Origin of the sequence: Dyadobacter bucti (genome assembly GCF_005869225.1) — a bacterium.
GTDB classification, from domain to species: Bacteria; Bacteroidota; Bacteroidia; order Cytophagales; family Spirosomataceae; genus Dyadobacter; species Dyadobacter bucti.
Genome location: NZ_SWFP01000004.1, coordinates 198,597 through 218,205, shown reverse-complemented (window position 1 = coordinate 218,205; position 19,609 = coordinate 198,597). Strand labels below are relative to the sequence as shown.

Annotated in this window: 15 protein-coding genes; 3 read left to right on the top strand and 12 right to left on the bottom strand. The window is 46.8% G+C overall.

The features are described from left to right. Nucleotides 1-9 precede the first annotated feature (9 nt). The 4 genes from FBF61_RS14855 to FBF61_RS14840 form a co-directional block, all read right to left on the bottom strand. Entirely contained in the window at nucleotides 10-942 is a 933-nt protein-coding gene (locus FBF61_RS14855) for a heme-binding domain-containing protein (protein WP_138478499.1), read from the bottom strand. Between the two features lie 118 nt (nucleotides 943-1,060). Next, on the bottom strand, nucleotides 1,061-1,483 hold the full coding sequence (locus FBF61_RS14850; RefSeq protein ID WP_374756616.1) for a winged helix-turn-helix transcriptional regulator: 423 nt from the start codon (nucleotides 1,481-1,483) through the stop codon (nucleotides 1,061-1,063). A gap of 66 nt (nucleotides 1,484-1,549) precedes the next feature. Further along, complete coding sequence (locus FBF61_RS14845) at nucleotides 1,550-2,290, bottom strand: SDR family oxidoreductase (RefSeq protein ID WP_138478495.1); 741 nt, start codon at nucleotides 2,288-2,290, stop codon at nucleotides 1,550-1,552. 81 nt (nucleotides 2,291-2,371) lie between these two features. Continuing rightward, the gene (locus FBF61_RS14840) at nucleotides 2,372-3,379 is read right to left on the bottom strand and encodes a sialidase family protein (protein WP_138478493.1); all 1,008 of its coding nucleotides are present in this window, start codon (nucleotides 3,377-3,379) and stop codon (nucleotides 2,372-2,374) included. Nucleotides 3,380-3,511: 132 nt separating this feature from the next. Here FBF61_RS14840 and FBF61_RS35095 point away from each other — a divergent pair, with 132 nt between their 5' ends. Then, a complete protein-coding gene (locus FBF61_RS35095) occupies nucleotides 3,512-4,597 on the top strand; it encodes a winged helix-turn-helix domain-containing protein (RefSeq protein WP_229215059.1) in 1,086 nt (361 codons plus the stop codon). Between the two features lie 180 nt (nucleotides 4,598-4,777). Here the strand turns inward: FBF61_RS35095 and FBF61_RS14830 are convergent, their stop codons facing one another. The 7 genes from FBF61_RS14830 to FBF61_RS14800 form a co-directional block, all read right to left on the bottom strand. Further along, nucleotides 4,778-6,253 (bottom strand): tannase/feruloyl esterase family alpha/beta hydrolase, encoded by a 1,476-nt coding sequence (locus tag FBF61_RS14830; RefSeq protein ID WP_138478490.1) that lies wholly within the window; start codon nucleotides 6,251-6,253, stop codon nucleotides 4,778-4,780. Between the two features lie 283 nt (nucleotides 6,254-6,536). Beyond that, nucleotides 6,537-7,658 carry a sialidase family protein gene (locus FBF61_RS14825; RefSeq protein ID WP_205748287.1) on the bottom strand — a complete coding sequence of 374 codons (1,122 nt, stop codon included), beginning with the start codon at nucleotides 7,656-7,658 and terminating at the stop codon, nucleotides 6,537-6,539. A 19-nt stretch (nucleotides 7,659-7,677) separates the two neighbouring features. Beyond that, nucleotides 7,678-9,279 carry a RagB/SusD family nutrient uptake outer membrane protein gene (locus tag FBF61_RS14820; RefSeq protein WP_138478488.1) on the bottom strand — a complete coding sequence of 534 codons (1,602 nt, stop codon included), beginning with the start codon at nucleotides 9,277-9,279 and terminating at the stop codon, nucleotides 7,678-7,680. A gap of 17 nt (nucleotides 9,280-9,296) precedes the next feature. Further along, nucleotides 9,297-12,581 (bottom strand): TonB-dependent receptor, encoded by a 3,285-nt coding sequence (locus FBF61_RS14815; protein WP_166444536.1) that lies wholly within the window; start codon nucleotides 12,579-12,581, stop codon nucleotides 9,297-9,299. Between the two features lie 231 nt (nucleotides 12,582-12,812). Beyond that, on the bottom strand, nucleotides 12,813-13,898 hold the full coding sequence (locus tag FBF61_RS14810) for a FecR family protein (protein ID WP_138478484.1): 1,086 nt from the start codon (nucleotides 13,896-13,898) through the stop codon (nucleotides 12,813-12,815). A 132-nt stretch (nucleotides 13,899-14,030) separates the two neighbouring features. After that, on the bottom strand, nucleotides 14,031-14,621 hold the full coding sequence (locus tag FBF61_RS14805) for an RNA polymerase sigma factor (protein WP_166444535.1): 591 nt from the start codon (nucleotides 14,619-14,621) through the stop codon (nucleotides 14,031-14,033). A 249-nt stretch (nucleotides 14,622-14,870) separates the two neighbouring features. Beyond that, the gene (locus FBF61_RS14800) at nucleotides 14,871-17,834 is read right to left on the bottom strand and encodes a CBM96 family carbohydrate-binding protein (protein ID WP_138478479.1); all 2,964 of its coding nucleotides are present in this window, start codon (nucleotides 17,832-17,834) and stop codon (nucleotides 14,871-14,873) included. Between the two features lie 182 nt (nucleotides 17,835-18,016). Between FBF61_RS14800 and FBF61_RS14795 the strand changes: the two genes are divergently transcribed. Beyond that, a complete protein-coding gene (locus tag FBF61_RS14795) occupies nucleotides 18,017-18,247 on the top strand; it encodes a hypothetical protein (protein WP_138478477.1) in 231 nt (76 codons plus the stop codon). A gap of 251 nt (nucleotides 18,248-18,498) precedes the next feature. Beyond that, nucleotides 18,499-19,155 (top strand): phosphoribosylanthranilate isomerase, encoded by a 657-nt coding sequence (locus FBF61_RS14790; protein ID WP_510185891.1) that lies wholly within the window; start codon nucleotides 18,499-18,501, stop codon nucleotides 19,153-19,155. Here FBF61_RS14790 and FBF61_RS14785 read toward each other — a convergent pair. Continuing rightward, nucleotides 19,059-19,586 (bottom strand): nitrilase-related carbon-nitrogen hydrolase, encoded by a 528-nt coding sequence (locus FBF61_RS14785; protein WP_138478475.1) that lies wholly within the window; start codon nucleotides 19,584-19,586, stop codon nucleotides 19,059-19,061. The genes FBF61_RS14790 and FBF61_RS14785 overlap by 97 nt on opposite strands. Nucleotides 19,587-19,609: the final 23 nt, after the last annotated feature.

The following is a 19,609-nucleotide window of genomic DNA, read 5'->3' as shown; positions in this document are numbered from 1 at the left end:
TGGTAAGATTTATTTGGTCGGAACGTTGAATACAAAGTCATTTTCAGGGGCTAGCAGCCGGTGACAGTTGGCGCAAGTCTGCTCGAAGAGGATCGTTTTGCCAGCGGGTTTCAGGTCTAGACCATCAAATTTGGCAAATCCCCAGCCTTCGGTGGTGCTGTATTTTTTGCTGTCTTTGATCATGAATTGTGCATTTTGAAAGTTTCCGGGCAGCACATTACCTTCTTTATCCTCTGCCTGTTTGCCCCAAACAACCTTTACAATTCGTGCCCCATCAGGAAAAGGAAGCTGGCGTTTTCCAATGGCCTTCACCATAATATCATTTCCGTAGACGATCCGCATGCTGCCGCCGTCGAATTTATCTGTGACGCTGATGATCTTCCAGTTTTTGTAGTCCGCAGAATAGGGAATGCCATTTAAGGAAACCGGCGTCTTTGGAGTGGAAACTTTTTGACTTGAAGAAGGTTGCGCAACGATCCTGGCTGTATCAACCTTATGCCGTCCGGGAAGCGTATTTACATATTTTTTCAAAACCGCAAGCTCAGATTCAGACACTTTGCCACCTGGATGCGCCAGCTGGTAACGTTTCAAAGGCATCTTCCCCTGTTCGATCGCATTCACCATTTCCCAAAGCAACAGCTCCTGCACACCCGCCGGATTCTTGTCCCATTCCGAAAAATTAAACCGCGAGCGCGCCTCCTCAATGTCGCGCTTTATGAGGAAAGAGGCCGGGGCGATCTTATCAAACCATTCCACCTTCGCTTCATTGGAATGACAATCATAACAAGCCCGCTCCAATATCTGCTTCACATCCGCAGGAGCCACAATCTCGCTCGTCACAGGCGGGTTCTCAATGTCGGGCGAGCTGATCTGCATTCCCACAAAGATCAATGTCAGCACAACTGCTGCACTTTTGTAAAATTTTAACCCTGGCTTTTTCATTCTCGCGTAATTATCTGAATACTAATGATCAAATGTATATCCAGATGCAAAAATCAACCATTAACCAGGCCCCGATTCAGACAAACATGCCTTTGAAATAGACATAACCAAAGGTGAGTTAGACGCCCTGATTTTTCATTACTTTTTCCCGGTGCTGCTTCCCCCAGCTGATCATTTCCAGAATGATGCCGCCAAACGACATGCAGTAATCCGTTTCCGTATACTCGACCAAAACGGGCGTGTCGGGCGTCACCGTGCGTTTGATCAGCTGATTGGCTTCCATATCCTTCAACTCCCTGGACAGCATCCTCGTCGTAATGCCGGGAATGCTTCTTTGAATATCACGAAAACGCCTGTTTCCATTGCATATTGAATTGATAATCAAGAGCCTCCATTTGCCGCCAATGACGTACATGGTATCCTGCAATGCCTGAACTTCCTGCTTTTGGTTTCTCGGATCGGACAGGATCTCTCCAGCTTTCCTGATCTGTTCTTCATCCATTTTCCTGCTTCTTTCGGTCCTACTGATTTCACTTAACATGCAAAAAAGCACAGGTGTTTCGCACCTGCGCTTGCTTCAAATGCTGCGCTAAGTTAAGCTAAATGGTCAAAGACTCATCCCGCCATCCATAACGATTTCTGCGCCTGTAATAAAGCTCGAAGCGTCCCCCGAGAAATAGGTTACCATTTTCGCCACATCGTCGGCACTTCCGATTTTTTTCAATGGAATGCGTTCGATCATCCAGTCGTCCAGTGCCAGGCGGGCTGCCGGATCCAAGCCCATTTTATTTAAAATTTCAGTCTGAGTCGGACCGGGACTGATCGCATTCACCCGGATCTTCCGCGGTGCCAGTTCAATCGCCGCAATTTTCATGACCGCATTCAGGGCCGCTTTGCTGGAAGTGTACATGGAAGAATTAGCGCCATTCATGCCTACAACATTGGACGACAAAAACACGACCGAAGCGCCATCATTCAGGATCGGGATAAATCTGCTGAGCGTAAAATAGGCTCCCTTAAAATTCACATCGATCACATAATCGAAATCCTTTTCCGTCGCAGTTTCAATTCCCGCGCCCCCCAGCACGCCAGCATTGATAAATAAAATGTCAAGTTTGCCAAATTGCTCGCTAACCTGTTTTGCCAGTACTTCGATATCCGCAACTTTACTCTGATCACTTACAAAACCTGTCACGCCAAGTTCTGCTGCCGCTTCCCGGATCACATTTTCGCGTCGGCCTGTAATGATCACCTCCGCTCCTTGTGCTTTCAATTCCTTTGCAGCTGCATACCCAATGCCGCTATTCCCGCCGGTAACCAGGGCTTTTTTCCCTTTTAAATTTTCCATTTGTCTCTTGAATTATTTTCTGACAAAGGTATACAGCAATTGGTATCAATATTATATCAGTATACTGTGTGATACCAACTTTCAACAACCTCCACCCTTTGGTATGGCATAGATCGCGTTGCCAGAAACAAACAAATTGAAGACCTTATTGTTTATAGAAGGAAGTAACAGTTGCCATGTTTTTCCCTTGTCCGGAGACCTGTAAATACCTGCGGGATGACCACAGAACATGTATTCACCAACTTCCGCAATAGAGGCAATATAAAGGCTTGCCGGCAGGTTCGCATCGACAGGCTGCCAGGTTTTGCCGCCGTCGTAGGATGTCCGCACTCTTCTGGTCTCGGTCTCCGTATTGCAAGTGATGGCGGCAAATCCACCTTTGATGCGTTCTATTGCTATGCCCACTCCGCCCTCGTTAATTACACTAACCCAATTTTCACCATTATCTGTCGACCGAATGATGCCGCGCTGGCTGGTCGCCAGCAGCACTCCATCTGACTCCACCACTTTCATTACCCAGCCTCCGTCATAGACTCGCTCCCAATTTTTCCCACTGTCATCATATTTATAAAGCCCCCAATCGCAACCGATAAAAACGGCATCTCTGGCTTCAAAAACGGTGCGAACGCTTTTCCCTTTAAAATCCTCGTATACCGGCAACCAGAAACCCGTTCCGTTTGCTTTTTGCATAAACTGACCACCGTAGTTGAATGCAAGCATGCCAGTCTTGCCAGGGACAATGCTGCTATGATTGTCTGGAAAAATCTGTTTTTCCCAAAAAGGAGCAGTGGAATGTGGTTTGCTGTAAAACATCCCATCTCCGGCTCTCAGATACATTCCACTATCATTTGCAAGGAAACCATCTCTCGGGATACCGTCTTCTGGTAAATCTTCAGGCAGCCCTTCGCTAATGTCCTGCCAGGTCTGTCCGCCATCCGCAGACTTAAAAATAATGTCTGCAGTTTTTGATTTAGCTCTTTTGAGTTTTTGCCTACTATCCGGGAGTGGTGACTGTGGAAATTCAAAAGTCAGATCAAAGGCAAATAAGAATTGAAAAAGGAGCAAAAAAGCAAGGTTATGGATTTTCATGACTAACTTGGTTTAGTGAAATAATAGAATAAAATTGTGTTTAACTTCACATATCCAAATGTAGGCACCTGCTTAACCATGCTTGCAAATCAACTGTAAAATCTTGTCAGTCAATTGTAAAAAGAAATGTAAATGCGTGTAAATTCTGCTTTTACCGGCTTTTTCAGTAACCGGTTGGTTGTTGGGTGCGGCATTGCCCCGGTGATGCTGGCTATTTTTTTGATCGCCTCATCTTTCACAGAACATTCAGGCCTCAACTTACGGGCGAAGCAAGTCAACCTCATGATCCGTCAGACCGGTCATCGGCTGCTGCTGCTGGCAGGCGACTCGACCTCGCGCGTATTACCCGTTACCGAGATTAAAGAAGGCACTTTTCTGCTCAGGTTTGAAAACGAATTCGTTTTTAACCACGACTCGCTCATGGCGCTGTCGCAACGCTTACTTCCCAAAGCACAGTTCCCTTCCGGCTACACCGTTACAGTACATGATTGCATAAAAGGCGGCATTGTGTATGGTTTCCAGGTAAATAATACTTCGCCGGACATCCTGGCTTGCAGTGGCAGAAGCCAGCCCCCAGGTTGTTATACCATCGAATTTACCTTTCCTGATTTTTATGAAAAAGTAAAACAGAAGAAAGCTGACCTCGGCCGGCTGACGGAATCAGTTGAAGCGGATACCCAGGTAGTCCATGAAAACCTTGAAGAATCAAAAACAGCATCCTTCGCCTCTGACATCGACCAGCGGACTGAAAAATCAAAAACGACAACCTTTGACTTTCCATTGATGCATGTGGTTTATGGCGGCATTCTCATGTTGCTGAGTGCTACCTTGGTGATCGGGCGTTTTAGAAAGAATTCAACACCGGTACCTGGACAAAATCAAAATTCCACCATAACAAATGAGCCCATCACGGAGGTGGCTGCGCTCGGAAGTTTTTTATTTAACACAAAGGCGCAGCACTTGCTTTTCGGAGGCGAGGCGATTACGCTCACAGACAAGGAATGCAAGGTTTTAGAATTGCTCCATAAAAATTTCGGCGAACTCACCCCCCGCGAAACGCTGATGCAGGAAGTCTGGATCAATGAAGGGGTCTTCACCGGTCGCAGCCTGGATATGTTTGTGTCAAAACTCCGAAAGAAATTAAGCCTTGATCCGGAACTGAGAATAACGAATGTTCATGGGAAGGGATATAAGCTGGAAATGTCGATGCCAGGTTAACACATTGATAAACGATCACAAAATTCCCGGAAACTTACCGGCTTTATCGCTAAGCCTGAATTTGCATCAAAAAACCACCCGAAAATTCACGCAGAAATAAGCAAAAATTCCACAGACAAAGACCTCAATTTTCGATAGAAGAAATCTAATCCTTATCATTAAAACCGCACATTGTAGCTCTTACTCTTTCGGATACGGGAAAATATTCTTCGTAGTAGTCTTGCCCCCAGCCATTTTCGACGCAACGATCTGGTCTGGCGCCTTCATTTTTTCTACCCAATCAATGATCAGGCTGATCCAGTCCACATTGTCACAACCTGGCCCGCCCCCGCAGTGCAAAACTCCCGGAAGCAGAAACAGCCTTGCATAGGATTGCGCATCTTTGTCATTTTTTAATATCCCATTGTAATGCTCAATGGTTGCGTTTGCCGAGAGTGCAGCATCATTCCATCCATGGAAAAAAATAATCCTACCCTTGCGTTTTTTAAATTCGCTGTAATCGGTACTGGTGGCATCCAGATAGGATGAGGCATATGCAGTTTCCGTGGCAAAATTTTTAAAGTCGTACCGAGAATAATTAAAGGTGGAGTCGTTGAAAACGAGATACTTAAAAATGTTCGTGGAAAACATATAATGCAGGCTGGGTTCCTTTTGCCCGGTAGAACCCGGTGCGGTAATCCATGGGTCCCAGGAATTATCTTCTGCTTCTCCACCAAACGGAAAGCCCGGGTAAATCTGATCTCCATTTACCACCAATGGACTGTAAATCGACTTAATTGCTGCGATCTGGGCTTTTGTAAAACATGTACTTCCTGGATTTTCGTTGGGGCACATCGGTAATTTAGAGAAATCAAACCTGCATTTACCGGGGTTGTTCAGGATCCCATCAGCCGACCCGTCGAGCTGGTCGCATTGTGTAAGAACTTCCTTGTGTAAAAGTTTAAGATTTTCTTTCGTGACGATCGGAGTCAGTTCTTTTGGATCCGGATAATTGAGCTGGCTGTGCTGTAGAAATTTCGCAGCAATAGCTGGCCATGCAAATGCGGGTGCCCCTGCCACAATCCCATCAAAATCCTCCGGGTAATACTGGGCCTCAACCATCGCCTGTCCGCCACCACGTGAACAACCGACAAAATACGATTTGGATGGTCCGGCACAATAATAATTTTGCATAATGGCTTTGGATACAACCGCGGTACGATGTATGGCAAGCCGCCCAAAATTGAGTTGTCGCTCCATGTTGTTGTAAGCCCATTTTGCGTCGGCGCCTCCTTCGTGCCCTGTGTCCGTTCCTGCTGTTGCAAATCCCTCGTCCACCTTTCTCTGGAAATCATTCTGGATCGTTCCGACAAAACCACCTCCGCCCGACATCAGAAAGCGTGTGTTACTTTCCTCGGGCAGCAGGATCTCGAAATTGATCTCCTTGCTTATCCTGCCCAATATTCGACAGAAAGGCTTTTTGATGACGACAGTTCCGCGCCACGGTTCATTCGGATTGCTGATCGTGTCCCCGGCATTGGCCTCAGCGACCAAAATCGCTACATCCGGAAGCTGAAGCTTTTTCAACTCCTCGCAGGGCTTACAAGGTTTTACATTTTGCGCTGAGGCAAGGCAGGCAAACAATACGAGGGCGAAGGAAATGTGAAATTTTCTCATAGCTGAAATGTTCTATTGACCTGGTCGCATTTTGTTCATAAAGCCAGACGAAACGACTTTGTCTGGAAAAGCAAAAAGTCGCCTCTTAATACTTAGAACGGCTTTCAATGCAGGTGAAGTCAATACGTCGTCAAAATGAGTGTGCGGCACATCGTGCATTCCGTTAAAAAAATGGATTTGTCATTGGCAAAAACTGGCGGTTAATTGTACGAAAAAAGCTGCCCGGACACTATAGTCAGGCAGCTTTTCCATACGATATCATTGCTGATTTAAAGCGTCATTTTTAAAGCTTGGAAGAATCAACTGTTACGTGTTTCACCGATCTTCTGTCGTAGGTATAAGTTATATGGACCTTTCCGTCTTTGGTCTGAATAATGGCAGGATAGGAATATCCGTGCTGGATGGGCTGGTTTTCCAGTGTGGTTACCACTTTCCAGTTTTTACCGTCATCCGATATAGCCAGATTAAGAATATTTCTTCCTTTCGGCTCCGGTCCGGATTTGGTTGAATGGTTATATACCAATAGATGTCTGCCGTCTTTCAATGTTACCGCATCGGTCCCTGAATTTGGGTTCGGCAAGCCGGATTTTTCCAACTTGGACCAGGTCTGCCCATTGTCTTTTGACCAGCTCGTCACCAGTACGTCCTGGATAGTCCTTGCCATAATCTGCAGATCTCCGTTTTTGTGAATAAGTACGCTCGGCTGAATGGCATCGTACTCCACTCCATCGTTTATCGGCGGAATCACCTGCCAGGTTTTGCCGTTATCCTTGGAGATTTCAAAATAAATTCTCCAATCCCTTCCATTGGGTGTACCTCTTCTTTCCAGACTTGTCGGAGAGATGATCGTACCGTCTGCCAGCTGAACCGCTTTGTTTTTCACCGGGCCCAGTAAGTCACCAACTAGTTTATGCTTGCCCATGGTTACCGGTTTTGTCCAGGTTCTGCCTTCATCCGATGAGGTAGTATACACGCCCCACCAGTTGTCAACATCCGGCCCGACTTTATAAAACAGGTAGATAGGACCGCCCTTCGGCTGGAACAGTACCGGGTTCCAGGCCGGATGCTTAACCGAATCTGTCAGAAAGCCATTGACTACTTCCACGGGCCAGCTCCACTGTCCGTTTTTATAATGTGCCACCCGAATTCCCACATCCCGGTTTTTTTCGTTTGTACCCGCAAAGAAAGCACACATAAGTCCCTCACTGGTTTCAATAATGGTAGATGCATGGCACTGGGCGGTTGGTTTCTGGTCCATACCATATACCAGCTCTGAACTTACCACACCCTGTTTTCCTGCTGTTGCTAATTCGGGAATTTTAAAATCCTGTCCGAAAGAACAATACGCAGATGAGATCAGCATGGCTACACCTGCTATCTTCTTGACATTCAATAAGCTAATCATATTTTTAATTAATTGTTGGTTAGTATCCCGGATTTTGTTCTATTACTTGTCCATAATTTGCGTCAATAACCGATTGCGGGATCGGAAAATATTGATGATAGTCCTGAATGGAACTTCTGGTCTCTTCCAGCAGGTTATATTTTCTGACTCTCTCCACCAGTTTCCCAAGCCGTACCAGTGTTCTTCTCCGCGGTTCCTCCACTGTTAGCTCTCTGGCTCTTTCATCCAGAATAAAATCAATGCTTACTTTATCGGCAGCAATGACGGGGACATTGGCCCTTTTGCGGATGACGTTGATATCATCTGCCGCCAGACCGGTGCGCCCCAGTTTGAAGTAGGCTTCCGCTCTTAATAAATATGTTTCCGCCAATCTGAAAACCATTACATCCTTGGCTGTACGTCCCGAGGTAGGATTATTTGCCCAGGGCGTACCGTCTATTTTTCTTGAATACGGATAAATATTCCGCATGGTGTCGTCGTAAACTACCTTAGGTTCTACCAGCTGATTATAGTATTTAGACCGTGGATTGTTGTAATAAAACTTCCTTCTCATGTTATAGGAAGAGTTCCGCATATCCTGCGGGTTTTCTCTCCATATATCGTACAGGAAGTAATTGGTACCCCTCACCCTTCCCACACCTCTTCCGAGTGTATCCACGACCAGCATGGCAACTCCATCGGGATCGGTGATTTTGCTGAGAAAAGGAGCCCAGTTACGGATCTGAACATTTCCGTTCAAACTGCTTCCTCCGCCCTGAACGTTGTTTTCAAACTGCCATACCAGAATCGATTCCTGATTGCCAGAGGCTCTGTTATGGTTTCCATCTAAAAACAAATCAGCGAATACGTCTCCGGGCTGAGTGGCTTTGGAACCGAATCTGCCGGTCATGATCTTGTAATTACCCGACGAAATTAATTCGGAAGAAATACGAACAGCATTCTCGGCATCGCCTAAACTCAGGTAAACTTCTGTAAGCAGATGCTGAGCGGCTCCTCTCGTTAGTTTTCCGTCGAAATTGCCTTCACTTACCGCAGGAAGCCATTGCACGGCAAACTCCAGATCAGTTTTCGCAAAATTCAGCACCTCTTCTTTACTGGATTTCACGTAATCATTTTTCGGAGAGCTGCTTATCTGATCTACCAAAGGCACCCCGCCAAAGGAATTTACGAGCAGATTATACGTATAGGCTCTGAAAAATCTGGCTTCGGCCAACACCTGATTTCTTTCCTTTTCCGTAACCCATACCTCGGGGCGGGCTTCTCCGTAGTGGATCAGCGTGTTGGCCCGTACGATCATCGCCGTATAGGCCCAGTTCCACAGGATATTAAGGTTGTTGTTCGTAGGTGTAAACGTGGTAAGATAATTGCGCAGACCTACATATTCCACACCCGCATCTGAGCCAATATCAGTGGATGCCATATTGAGAGCAAAGTAAGTATTGTCTCCCATGGACATTTCTTCTCTGGAAGCCGCATAAAGTCCGGTAAGGTACATTCTGAACCCGTTGGGCGAAGTCAGAATCTGCTCGGCACTCAGGTTGGACAACGGAGTTTCTTTGAGGTCGTTCTCATTACACCCCCATAATACTATTCCTGTCAATAATATTAAAATGCGTTTCATGTATGAATCATTAATGATTAAAAACTAAAACCCAATCCCACATTATAAATCCGCGGCAACGAATACAGCTGATCCGATGTTGTTCCCCCGATTTCAGGATCTGTACCAGGCCAGTCGCTGAGCGTTACCAGATTCTTTGCATTGGCAAATACCCGAAGCGATTTTAACATCACCCGTTTCAGGACGGATGCCGGCACCTGATAAGAAACAGAAATATCCTGAAGACGGACAAAGTTTCTGCTTACGTACCATCCATGTCCCTGCGGATTGGTATAAAGGAGAGAAGGACGGGTATTTGAGGCGTTTTCCGGTGTCCAGTATCCGGCGTCCAGCTGATTAAGCCCTCTTCCGGGAGCATTCGGGCTCACAGCTGTGTTCAACAGCGGAAAATTGCTCATCCATCCTGTCATCGCATTGATGAAAGTAGAAACCGAGAAATTACCGTAGTGGAAATCATTAGAAAGTCCGAACTTAAATCTCGGCTGACCGCCGGAGCCTATAATCGTACGATCATTTGCATCTATTTTCTTGTCGCCGTTCAGATCTTTAAGCTTGACGTAACCCGGGCGAAATCCGCTGGGAAGCTCGTCGCCCTGCTGGTATATTCCATCAAAAACATAATCAAAATAGGACATAATCGGCTGCCCGATAAACCAGCGGTTGCTGATATCGTCATCTTCCACGCCGTCTTTGTCCAGATCCTGACCATATAGTTTTGTGATTTTGTTCTGGTTGAAGGTAAAGTTCAATCCTGTATTCCAGCTAAATTTTTTGGTTTGTACATTGGTAGTATTCAGCGTAATTTCTATTCCCTTATTCTGTACCTCTCCGATGTTGGTCAATACGTTGAGGTAACCGTTCATGGCCGGAATGGATCTTCTTACCAAAAGGTCCTTCGTCCGGGTGTTGTACAGTTCGACCGAACCCGAAATGCGGTTGGACAGCATGCCGAAATCAATCCCCACGTTTCCTGAATAGGTGGTTTCCCAACGCAGGTTATCGTTGCCCATGATGTTTGGAAAAGCCCCGATAGACATGCTTGCGCCATTTCCGTACACATACTGAGTGATGCCGGACAAACTAAGCGACTGATAAGGATCAATTCCCTGATTTCCTACCGACCCGTAAGATAATCTTACCTTCAGGTTATTAAACAGTTGCTGATCCTGCATGAAATCTTCACTGGCCATATTCCAGCCAAGAGCAACTGAAGGGAACAGAGCATATTTATTATTGGCTGCAAAAACACTACTTCCGTCGCGCCTTGTGGTGAGGGTAACCATGTACTTTCCGGCATAGTCGTAGTTTAATCTGGCCATAGACGAAACGCCTCTGATCACAAATGCAGAAGAGGTATTGGTCAGAATGGTACCCAGGCTGAGATCATTGAAACCCAGGGCATCGGCACTCAGCTGATTGGCATTGGCCAGTGTCTGCTCCTGCCGCATATAGTTTTTCCCGAATAAAAGCGTCACATCAAAATGATGCTCGTTGAAGTTTCGGTTATATTTTACAATATTCTCCCACACCCAGTCAAACCCATTCTGATTCAGCTTGTTGGCAAACGTGGTATTGTTCGGCAAAAACTGATCCTGTCGGAAGAAATTATAATTGCGGTTCCACCTAATATTAGGAGAAAAGTTTATCCTGAAACTCAAACCTTCTACTTTCGGAACCGTAATATCGGTGTAGAAATTACTGAGCAGGTTATTGTAAACCTCCTCGTTGGTCGTCATCAGCGAATTGTATAACGGATTTGAAGCTACCTGATCTTCTTCCACTATGTAACGGGTAGGGTCTCCGTTCGCATGAAACCATGTACCGTAAGGACTGCTCGTATAAAGGCTTGCCACCGATGCCGCTACGCCCGACATATCCCTATGCCCATAGGTGGAAGTTAAACCCACTTTGATGAAGGAGTTAACTTCTGTTTCCAGGTTCACACGAAAAGTCTGACGCTTGAAATTATCATTTATCAGCAAGCCCTTTTCTTTTGAAAACGAACTGGAAAGGAAGTAATTAGTCTTCGCACTTCGTCCTGCCAGATTAACATCATAATTGAACAGTCCGGCATTCTGAGAAACCTGCTGGTACGGATCTGTGATCAGGCCTTTTTCATAATTATCTGCCTCCGTGCGGTACAGATAAGTCAGTATTTTGGACGGATCGGCATCCAGCCCTGACTGTGCCCTGTAGTCCAGCTTACTCTGAAGATACCTCTCCGGACCGAACGTATTCATTTTCTTTCCCCAGCCATAGGAAGAAATGCTCGTATTGACCGTTATGACAACACCCTCTTTATCAGCTTTTTTAGATGTAATCAGAATTACGCCGTTAGCAGCCCTGGACCCATAAATGGAAGCGGCACTTGCATCCTTCAGTACATCCATCGATAAGATATCGTTCGGGTTAATATCGCTGAGTGTTCCGCCAAATATGATCCCGTCCAGAACGATCAACGGTGCATTATTGGCACTCAGCGACCGCTGTCCCCTGATCAGAATGCTGGGATCCTGACCCGGACGACCATTATCGAGAATCTGAACACCCGCTACCCTGCCCCGCAGAGCCTGGCCCGCATTTACGGAAGGACTGCTTTCCTGCACCGACATGTCGAGACTGCTCACCGCGCCCGTCACTTTACGTTTTGACTGGGTTCCATAACCCACAACGACGACTTCATCCAGCGTCTTATTGTCTACCAGTAACTGTACCGTCATGTTGGATTGGCTACCTACGACAACTTCTTTCTGAAGGTATCCGACATAGCTGAAAATGAGCACGGCAGATTGGTCAGGAACGTTGAACACGAATGCGCCTTCCACATCCGTTACAGTTCCGCGCTGGGTTCCTTTCACGATGATGCTTACACCAGGAAGTCCTTCACCCTTATCATCAGTGACTTTACCGGATATCGTTATTTCCTCATTCACGGGCGGCACATTCATCCTCGAATCGAGTGTGGAAGATTTAGGACCGGAACTGATTTTTTTCAGAATGATAAATTGCCCGCTTGTCTCGTAGCCGATACGATGAGGTTCCAGCAATTGCCGCAGCACATTTTCGAGCGGCTCGTTTTTAAACTTGACTGAAACTTTGGTGTTCGCAGGAAAAATGCCCGGCAAATAGGTGAACCGTACGTTGGCCTTACTGCCAATCATGGTAAGCACCCGGGTAATTTCTTTCTGATTGAATTGAGCTGTAACCGTTCTTTTCATCAAGTCCTGTGCATGGCTGTTTTTGGCAAAACCCAAAGTTGCAAGCATCAGAATGAGGAGGATAGGAACACCTAGAATTTTCATTATTAGCGTTAGTTTAGGACCAGTATTGCAAAACTTTTCCATAATTTTAACCCATGTTTTGTTTTAATTGATTTTAAAATTGGACATACAATTCCCGCCTCCTGTTTTTTGCAGGAATGTCTTAAGTCGATGTTTGTGGGAGCTATTTAAAGCTGGGAGCGTGGCCGCGCTTCCAGCTTTTTTTATTTCTGAATAATTTTACGCATACATTGAAATTTCGTGAAACATAGTTTAGATACTGCACTCTCCTCCTGAAATAATGATTTCGGTACCAAAGACCTCATAAGTTGCTCCCACCGTCTGACAAATGATATCCAGCTTCCGGAACAACGGCATGTCATCCAAAGGTGCTGTGAAAAGGCAGGATTCAAATGCAGTGTTTTCAAAACGTATCGTCACCCCATAGGCGGTTGCGATGGTGGAAAGAACATGTTTGATCGTGGTGTTGGTAAAATCAAATTCAGCCGCTACTCCTGCAAGTTGAACAGGCTGCGCAACAAGACCTTTCGAAAAAGACCGCTTTTTAGCATCGAAAACCACCTGCTGATTGGGGGTCAAAAATATTTCGTCCTCTTGCCCGTCCATCATTTTACTGTTTTTATCAACAGCGGACACTTTCACTTTTCCTGCTGTAACTGTCACATTACTTTTGTATTGACCGGTATGGGACACTACTTTAAAACTGGTACCCAGGACCTGCACTCTGATCTGCCCTGCATAAACGACAAAGGGTTTTGAGGTGTCCTTCGCCACATCAAAATAACCTTCTCCATCTAAATAAACCACTCTTTGTGCACCTGAAAAATCGGAATAACTCAGTTTGCTCCCGGAGACAAGCCTGACAGTCGACCCGTCTGACAGCGAAATTGTTTGCGGTGACTTATCGGCATTGATCTTCTCATCCAACTTAACCTCCGCCTGAGCAACCTGCTTTTGGTAAACTACCGGTACACGCATAAACGTTGATTTAGCCAACCAGGATAATCCGCCGGCAATAACCAGGATGGCCGCCACCCTCCACCATATTTGCAGCAGACGCACCGGGTGATCCGCCTGTTCTTCGGGCTGATCCTCACCGATCGCATCTTCAACATTTATCCAGATTTTCGCCTTTGTTCCGGAGTCCGGATTTTCCTGAATCGTATGCAGCGAGCTGTAAATACTTTTCGCAAGCATAAGCTCACTGATTTTGTCTGGAAACTGAGTTCTGACAGTTTCGAAAAATAAGGCGCCTTCATTCCCTCCCGACTTCACCCATTTGACAAAGTCCTCATCCAGGAGAAAATCTTCCGAACTATATTCGTTGTAATTATTCAAATCCGGATCGTTAATAGTAGCGACAGTTGCATTATATATATACAAAGGAGGCTTTATCCAATTTCACCCAAAGAATTTTGATATTTTTTTCAAAAAAACTAATAAATCAATTTCGGCATGGGAAAAGGACCGCTACCACCAGAAGTAAATGGCGGCCAGTTTCAGGAGCGGGTAAAAGAGATTTGAATTTTTGCGAAGCAGTGTAATCGAATTATGAAGTGTATTCCTGACTGTTTTTTCGGATACATTCATGATGGAAGCAATCTCGTCGATACCGAAATTCTCATAATATCTTAACATGATGGCTTCCAGCTGGCGCTTGGGAAGACTTTTGAGGATAGCGATCAACCGCTGCGTTAATTCCTCCTGGCTTTCAGGTGAAGCCTGTTCCTCAGCTGGATACTCATTTATCAATAACAGATTTTCGAGATCGATTGTCTCTGAGAACTTTTCCTTTTCTGACAACCGGCGAATATCACGGCGCAGGCTCCGGAACAGATAGAATTTGATATTGTCGACAGCAGATAATTTCTCACGCGTGCGCCACAGGTTGATAAACAGATCCTGAATGGCATCTTCCACCTGCGTATGATCCAACACAAATCTCTTGCCATAAGCATACAAAGCGTCAAAATAACGCTCATAAATCTGTGCGTATGCACTTTTATCACCTAGACGAAAGGCATTCCATTGCTCTGCATCATGTGTGGAATGAATGGTCACAATATTCTGAAAGTTTGACCGGTAAAATTAGTTTATTTCACTAAATACTATTCTTTTTTAAATTTTTATCTAAACAGGATCAATGCCGGTCCATATGTGAAGCTTTTTGATAATTCCGATAATCGGTGCGGTGTATAAACACAAGAAAAACCTGCAAATCAATGATTAACAGGCGTTTCTTGCCCTATTTTACCAAAAGATTCAATTTCGGATCAGTACAAAAATTTCGGGGTGATCAAAAAACGTGACCTATTCCACAACGACCATTTTTAGAACTTCCGTGAACGACTCGGACTGGATTTTCAACAGGTACAGTCCGGCTCCCAGCTTTTGGTTTGCTACGCTGATCTCATTGGGTGAAGCACTGGTGCCCACTTCTTCAAATCGAATTGCGGTGTCAACGCCCAGGTCGCTTACCGTCGCGAGCGAAATTTTTCCGTGGTGACTTGCCGAAACATGGATATTAAAGGAACCGGATACCGGATTCGGGAAAATCACCGACCCGCCTTCCAACGGCGCAGCTTTTGCCACTATTTCTTCCGCGGCCCCTTTTCTATGCGTATCGGAAAATCCTTCCCTGGTCACCACGATTAGTTTCGGAGCGTTTCCGGAAGGGTTTTCTTTACTGTGAAAAGCGAGTTTCCGGTTTTTAGCAGTGGGATTTTTCAAGACAAGGCTTACCAGCCTGTCGGTAGCGGATTGGCTCCGCACGTACCGGGTCACATCCACTTCGTAATAACCGAGCGTATTGTTTACGTTCACGTAACCGTCCGCGGCAGCTGTGCCTATCGGGGCGTTGTTCCATGTGATGCCGCTTTCGGTCCAGGCGTCGTTGTCCACACCATACACCGACAAGTTCACGCTCGCATTCGCTTCCACATTATTCCCGTAAATGCGCAGCCGGGCTTCATATATATCGTTAAATGCCTGGGTCGAGAACTGCAGATACGTGTAGCGGGTAATCCCGTCTTCCGCCCCGTTCTTCACATCCAGGAGCGGCGCGGAACCTGCGTTCTGATCTGCAAAACTTCCATCCCGGACGGTAGCATCCGCCAACACGGGGAGCTCCACCGCGCCGGAAAACTCGGACAATGGAATTACTTCAATAGCGGCCAATGTTGGCAAATCGGCGGAGCCTTTGGAAAAATTAAAGTTCATTACACCATCACTGATAGTCGCCGGGAAAATCTCGCGGGTCATCTTCATCGGCGCGCCTGCGCGGGCCACCACATTGAATTCCGTAAAAATTCGGGTTCCCTCCAAATCAATGTTGAACAACCGCTGACGCTGCCCGAGTGGCCGTCCGCCGGGTGCGCCAAACCAGATTTCGGCAAAATGGAGTACTACCATATAGTCCCCGTTCTTGACTGGAATATTGTACGTAAAACCCGTCGAGCTCCTTTCGGTGCGGTACAGCTCATCATCGACCGTTCCTTTTATATCGCCTGATGGTATCGAATGCACGCGGTTGATACCCCCAAAATACATATCCGAGCTGAATGCACGGCCATCGCTCGTTGTAAATGCATTGCCGCCTGCATTGATACGCACGGTCGTGCCCATGGTTGTGTTGAGAACGGTCAGGCTTACGGAAAGCCGGGTACTCGTGTAGCCCGCCGCCGAAGCGGTCACCTCCGAAGTGTAGACCCCAGGCGCGAGCCCTGCGGTATTGATCCCGAAAGAGAGCGCACCGGGGCTTGGCGTAGGCAGCACAAGCCAGTTGCTGTTGGCAGTTTTGGACAGCGTGACCGGCGGCTGGCCCGGTATAGCGGCCAGCAGCAATGTTTTCGGCTGGGTGGAGCCACCCTGCGTTACGGTAAAATTCAGCTGGCTGGCCGAAAATGACAATGCTGGTTTGTTTGCATTAGGATCCAACTTCACGATCCAGAAGTCGCTTTCACCCCGGGCATTTTCACTCTTTTCGTTTTCCGAACCCGAAAATGAATAACCCGCCGCAATGTAGCCTCCGTCGGCGAGTGTAGTTACCGCGTTGGCTACGTCCAGCCGACTGCCGCCCAAAGTTTTGTCCCATTGCTTGGAGCCGTCTGGTGCCAGCTTCACCAGCCAGTAGTCTTCCTGGCCCCGGCTGTCTTCGCTTTTGTCCCGCCCGGCATCGCTGAAAGTATCGCCGCCAAGCAGGTACCCGCCGTCGGGTGTCTGGACGATGGATGTCAGCTCCTCAGAGTTAGCGGTACCCTGATTGTTAACCCCTCGGAAAAACTTTTCCCAAACCGGGTTGCCCGCCGCATCGAGCTTGACCGCCTGATAACCGAGGCTCAGCGGTTCCGTTTTGACACCGACAATATAGCCATTATCGGCTGTATTATGGATCTCCGAAATGGTACCGTTGGTACTGCGTGTAAGTGATTGCTGGGATTGTACGGCCCCCGTGGTATTCAGCTTGATGATCTGCCACTTGCGATTGGGCGAGCCTGAGCCGATGTTGGTTCCAATCAGCGTATATCCGCCCTCCTGATTGAGATCCAGGCCGCCGAGTTCGTCCCAGTCGGCAGTGCCGAGGGTTTTGTCCCAGACTTTTGACCCATTGGCAGCGAGCTTTACAATCCAGTAATCCTGCATATTGACCGTACCAAGACGTGGATTTGTCTTATCGCTCCCCGCAGGTGAGTCCGACACACCTCCGACAATATACCCGCCATCGGATGTTTGTATCACTGACTTAAGTATTTCAGCAGAAGTCCCGCCCAGTGTTTTGTCCCACTGCTTTACCCCGCCCGCATTCAGCTTCACGAGCCAGTAGTCACCCCGGGTAGAAGCAGCAGCGCCACGGTCATTGTCGGTTTTGTCACCACCGGCATCCGACTGCGACCAGCCGCCGAGGATGTAACCGCCATCCGAGGTTTGTTTTACCGTAACCAGGTAATCGAAACCCGATGCTCCAAAAGTTTTGTCCCATTCCCTGGTACCGTCTGCCCGCATTTTTACGACCCAGTAATCTGCATTTCCCCGGCCAACCTGCGATTTATCGCCACCAGCGCCCGAGTAGGAAATTCCGCCTGCAATAAAGCCGCCATCGCTGGTAGGACTAAGGGCTTTGGCCTCGTCGACGTTTGAGCCACCGAAGGTCTTGTCCCATGCAACTGTGGGTTGCGCAATAATTTTTGAAAAAAGTGAATAAGAGAGAGCGAGGAAGAAGAGCAGCAGTATTTTACCCGAAAGTCCGTAAACAGGTTGCGCGAAAAGTGTTTTCATGAATGCGTTGAGATTGTGTTAGATGAAAATGTGACAAATTCAGCGGAGAGGAATGCATTCAAAGTATGGTTTACGCATTTTAAATTAGTTATAAATAATCTTTATATATAACAATCAGTGACAAATATTTTAACTCCTGGGAAACTTATAAACCGCTGACTGGCAAAGGACTAATATGAAAGATGGAGGAGCGAGACAAATTTGACGACAAAACTGATGATACGTATTCGTCGCCAGGAACTGCCGGTTGTGGCAAACGAAGTATGAAGAAGCTGCTGAAAACACAGTTTGACCAAAAAAGCATGGGCTCCCGGGCCAGGCATTTCACGCTGCCCAAATGGGTTGGATATTTGGAAAGCGTGCCAAGGGCGAATGGTCGTTTGTTGAGCCTGAACAAAACTTTTGTTCTATAAAAGATTCCGACATGAACCTGCTCTATGCAGGCTACGCGATTAAAAATAACAAGTAACGCCCTGGCAGAATTGCCCTATCGATTTTTTCCTCAGGTGCAGATGGCAAAACCATCATGCAAGCTTTTGGGGCGATAGCAATAGCCCTGAATACCGGTTTGATATTAGTTTTGTCCGAAATAGATAGGAAATACTTTCTAAATCCGAAAATTTGTACCGCAGCTGCTGCATGATACCACTAAAAATTTGACTGGATGATGATTAAACCCCGGGTAAAAATCTGTTGCATCAGCAGTATTGACGAAGCAATGACCGCAATTGAACATGGCGCTTCTGCATTGGGCCTGGTAGGCCACATGCCGAGCGGCCCAGGCGTCATCAGTGATGCGCTTATCGAACAAATAGCCAGGAAAGTCCCACCGCCTGTTTCGACTTTCTTGTTAACCAGTGAGACCAAACCGAAAGACATTATTGCACATTACAAAAGGGTAAACACAACCACGATCCAAATTGTGGATGCGCTGGAGAAACGGGAATATGAAGCGCTTCGGCAAGCATTGCCAAACGTCAAGTTGGTCCAGGTCATTCATGTCATCGATGAGAATTCAAAGCAAGAAGCCCTTGAAATTGCTCGATATGTTGACGCTATTTTACTTGACAGCGGAAACCCGAATCTATCCATTAAGGAACTAGGCGGAACAGGCCGAACACATAACTGGGAGGTCAGTAAACAAATCAGGGAATCGATTCAGATTCCATTATTCCTGGCTGGCGGATTAAACAAAGACAATGTTAAACAAGCCATTGAAGCAGTTCAACCTTTCGGCCTCGACCTTTGCAGCGGCGTCCGGACGGACGGAAAGCTCGATGCGCAAAAACTGAAAGACTTTTTTAAAGCAATCGAGAGTTGAAAGAACCCAATGCATTTTACAGCCAGACCACCTTTTTGCTCTGAAACATGCGCCTGGCTAAGGATGTCGCTGTACAAAGCCAGTTTGCCTGCGTTGATATATCTGGTTCCTCCGGCTACTTGTAGCTTTTCAGGCGTCAGGGTGGCGATCGTGATGTCATTGTCCAGCTTGCGGCACTCTGCAATAATATCCCCAAACAGATCCAGGATCATCGAACAGCCATTTTTGAGCTGATCATCGTCCATACCGATGGAGTTGGAAAACACGGCGTAAACCGCATTGTCACAGGCGCGCGCAGGCAGCCATTTCATCAGCCAGCTCCGCCTTTTCAGCCCGTCAAAGTCCTGCCGCAGTGTAGTTGGATCCGTTTCCCGGCTGACCCATAATGACGGATCAACAAAGCCGGCTCCGCATTTCCCCGTTTTACCCATGCATTTTGGAATATTTTCCTGAT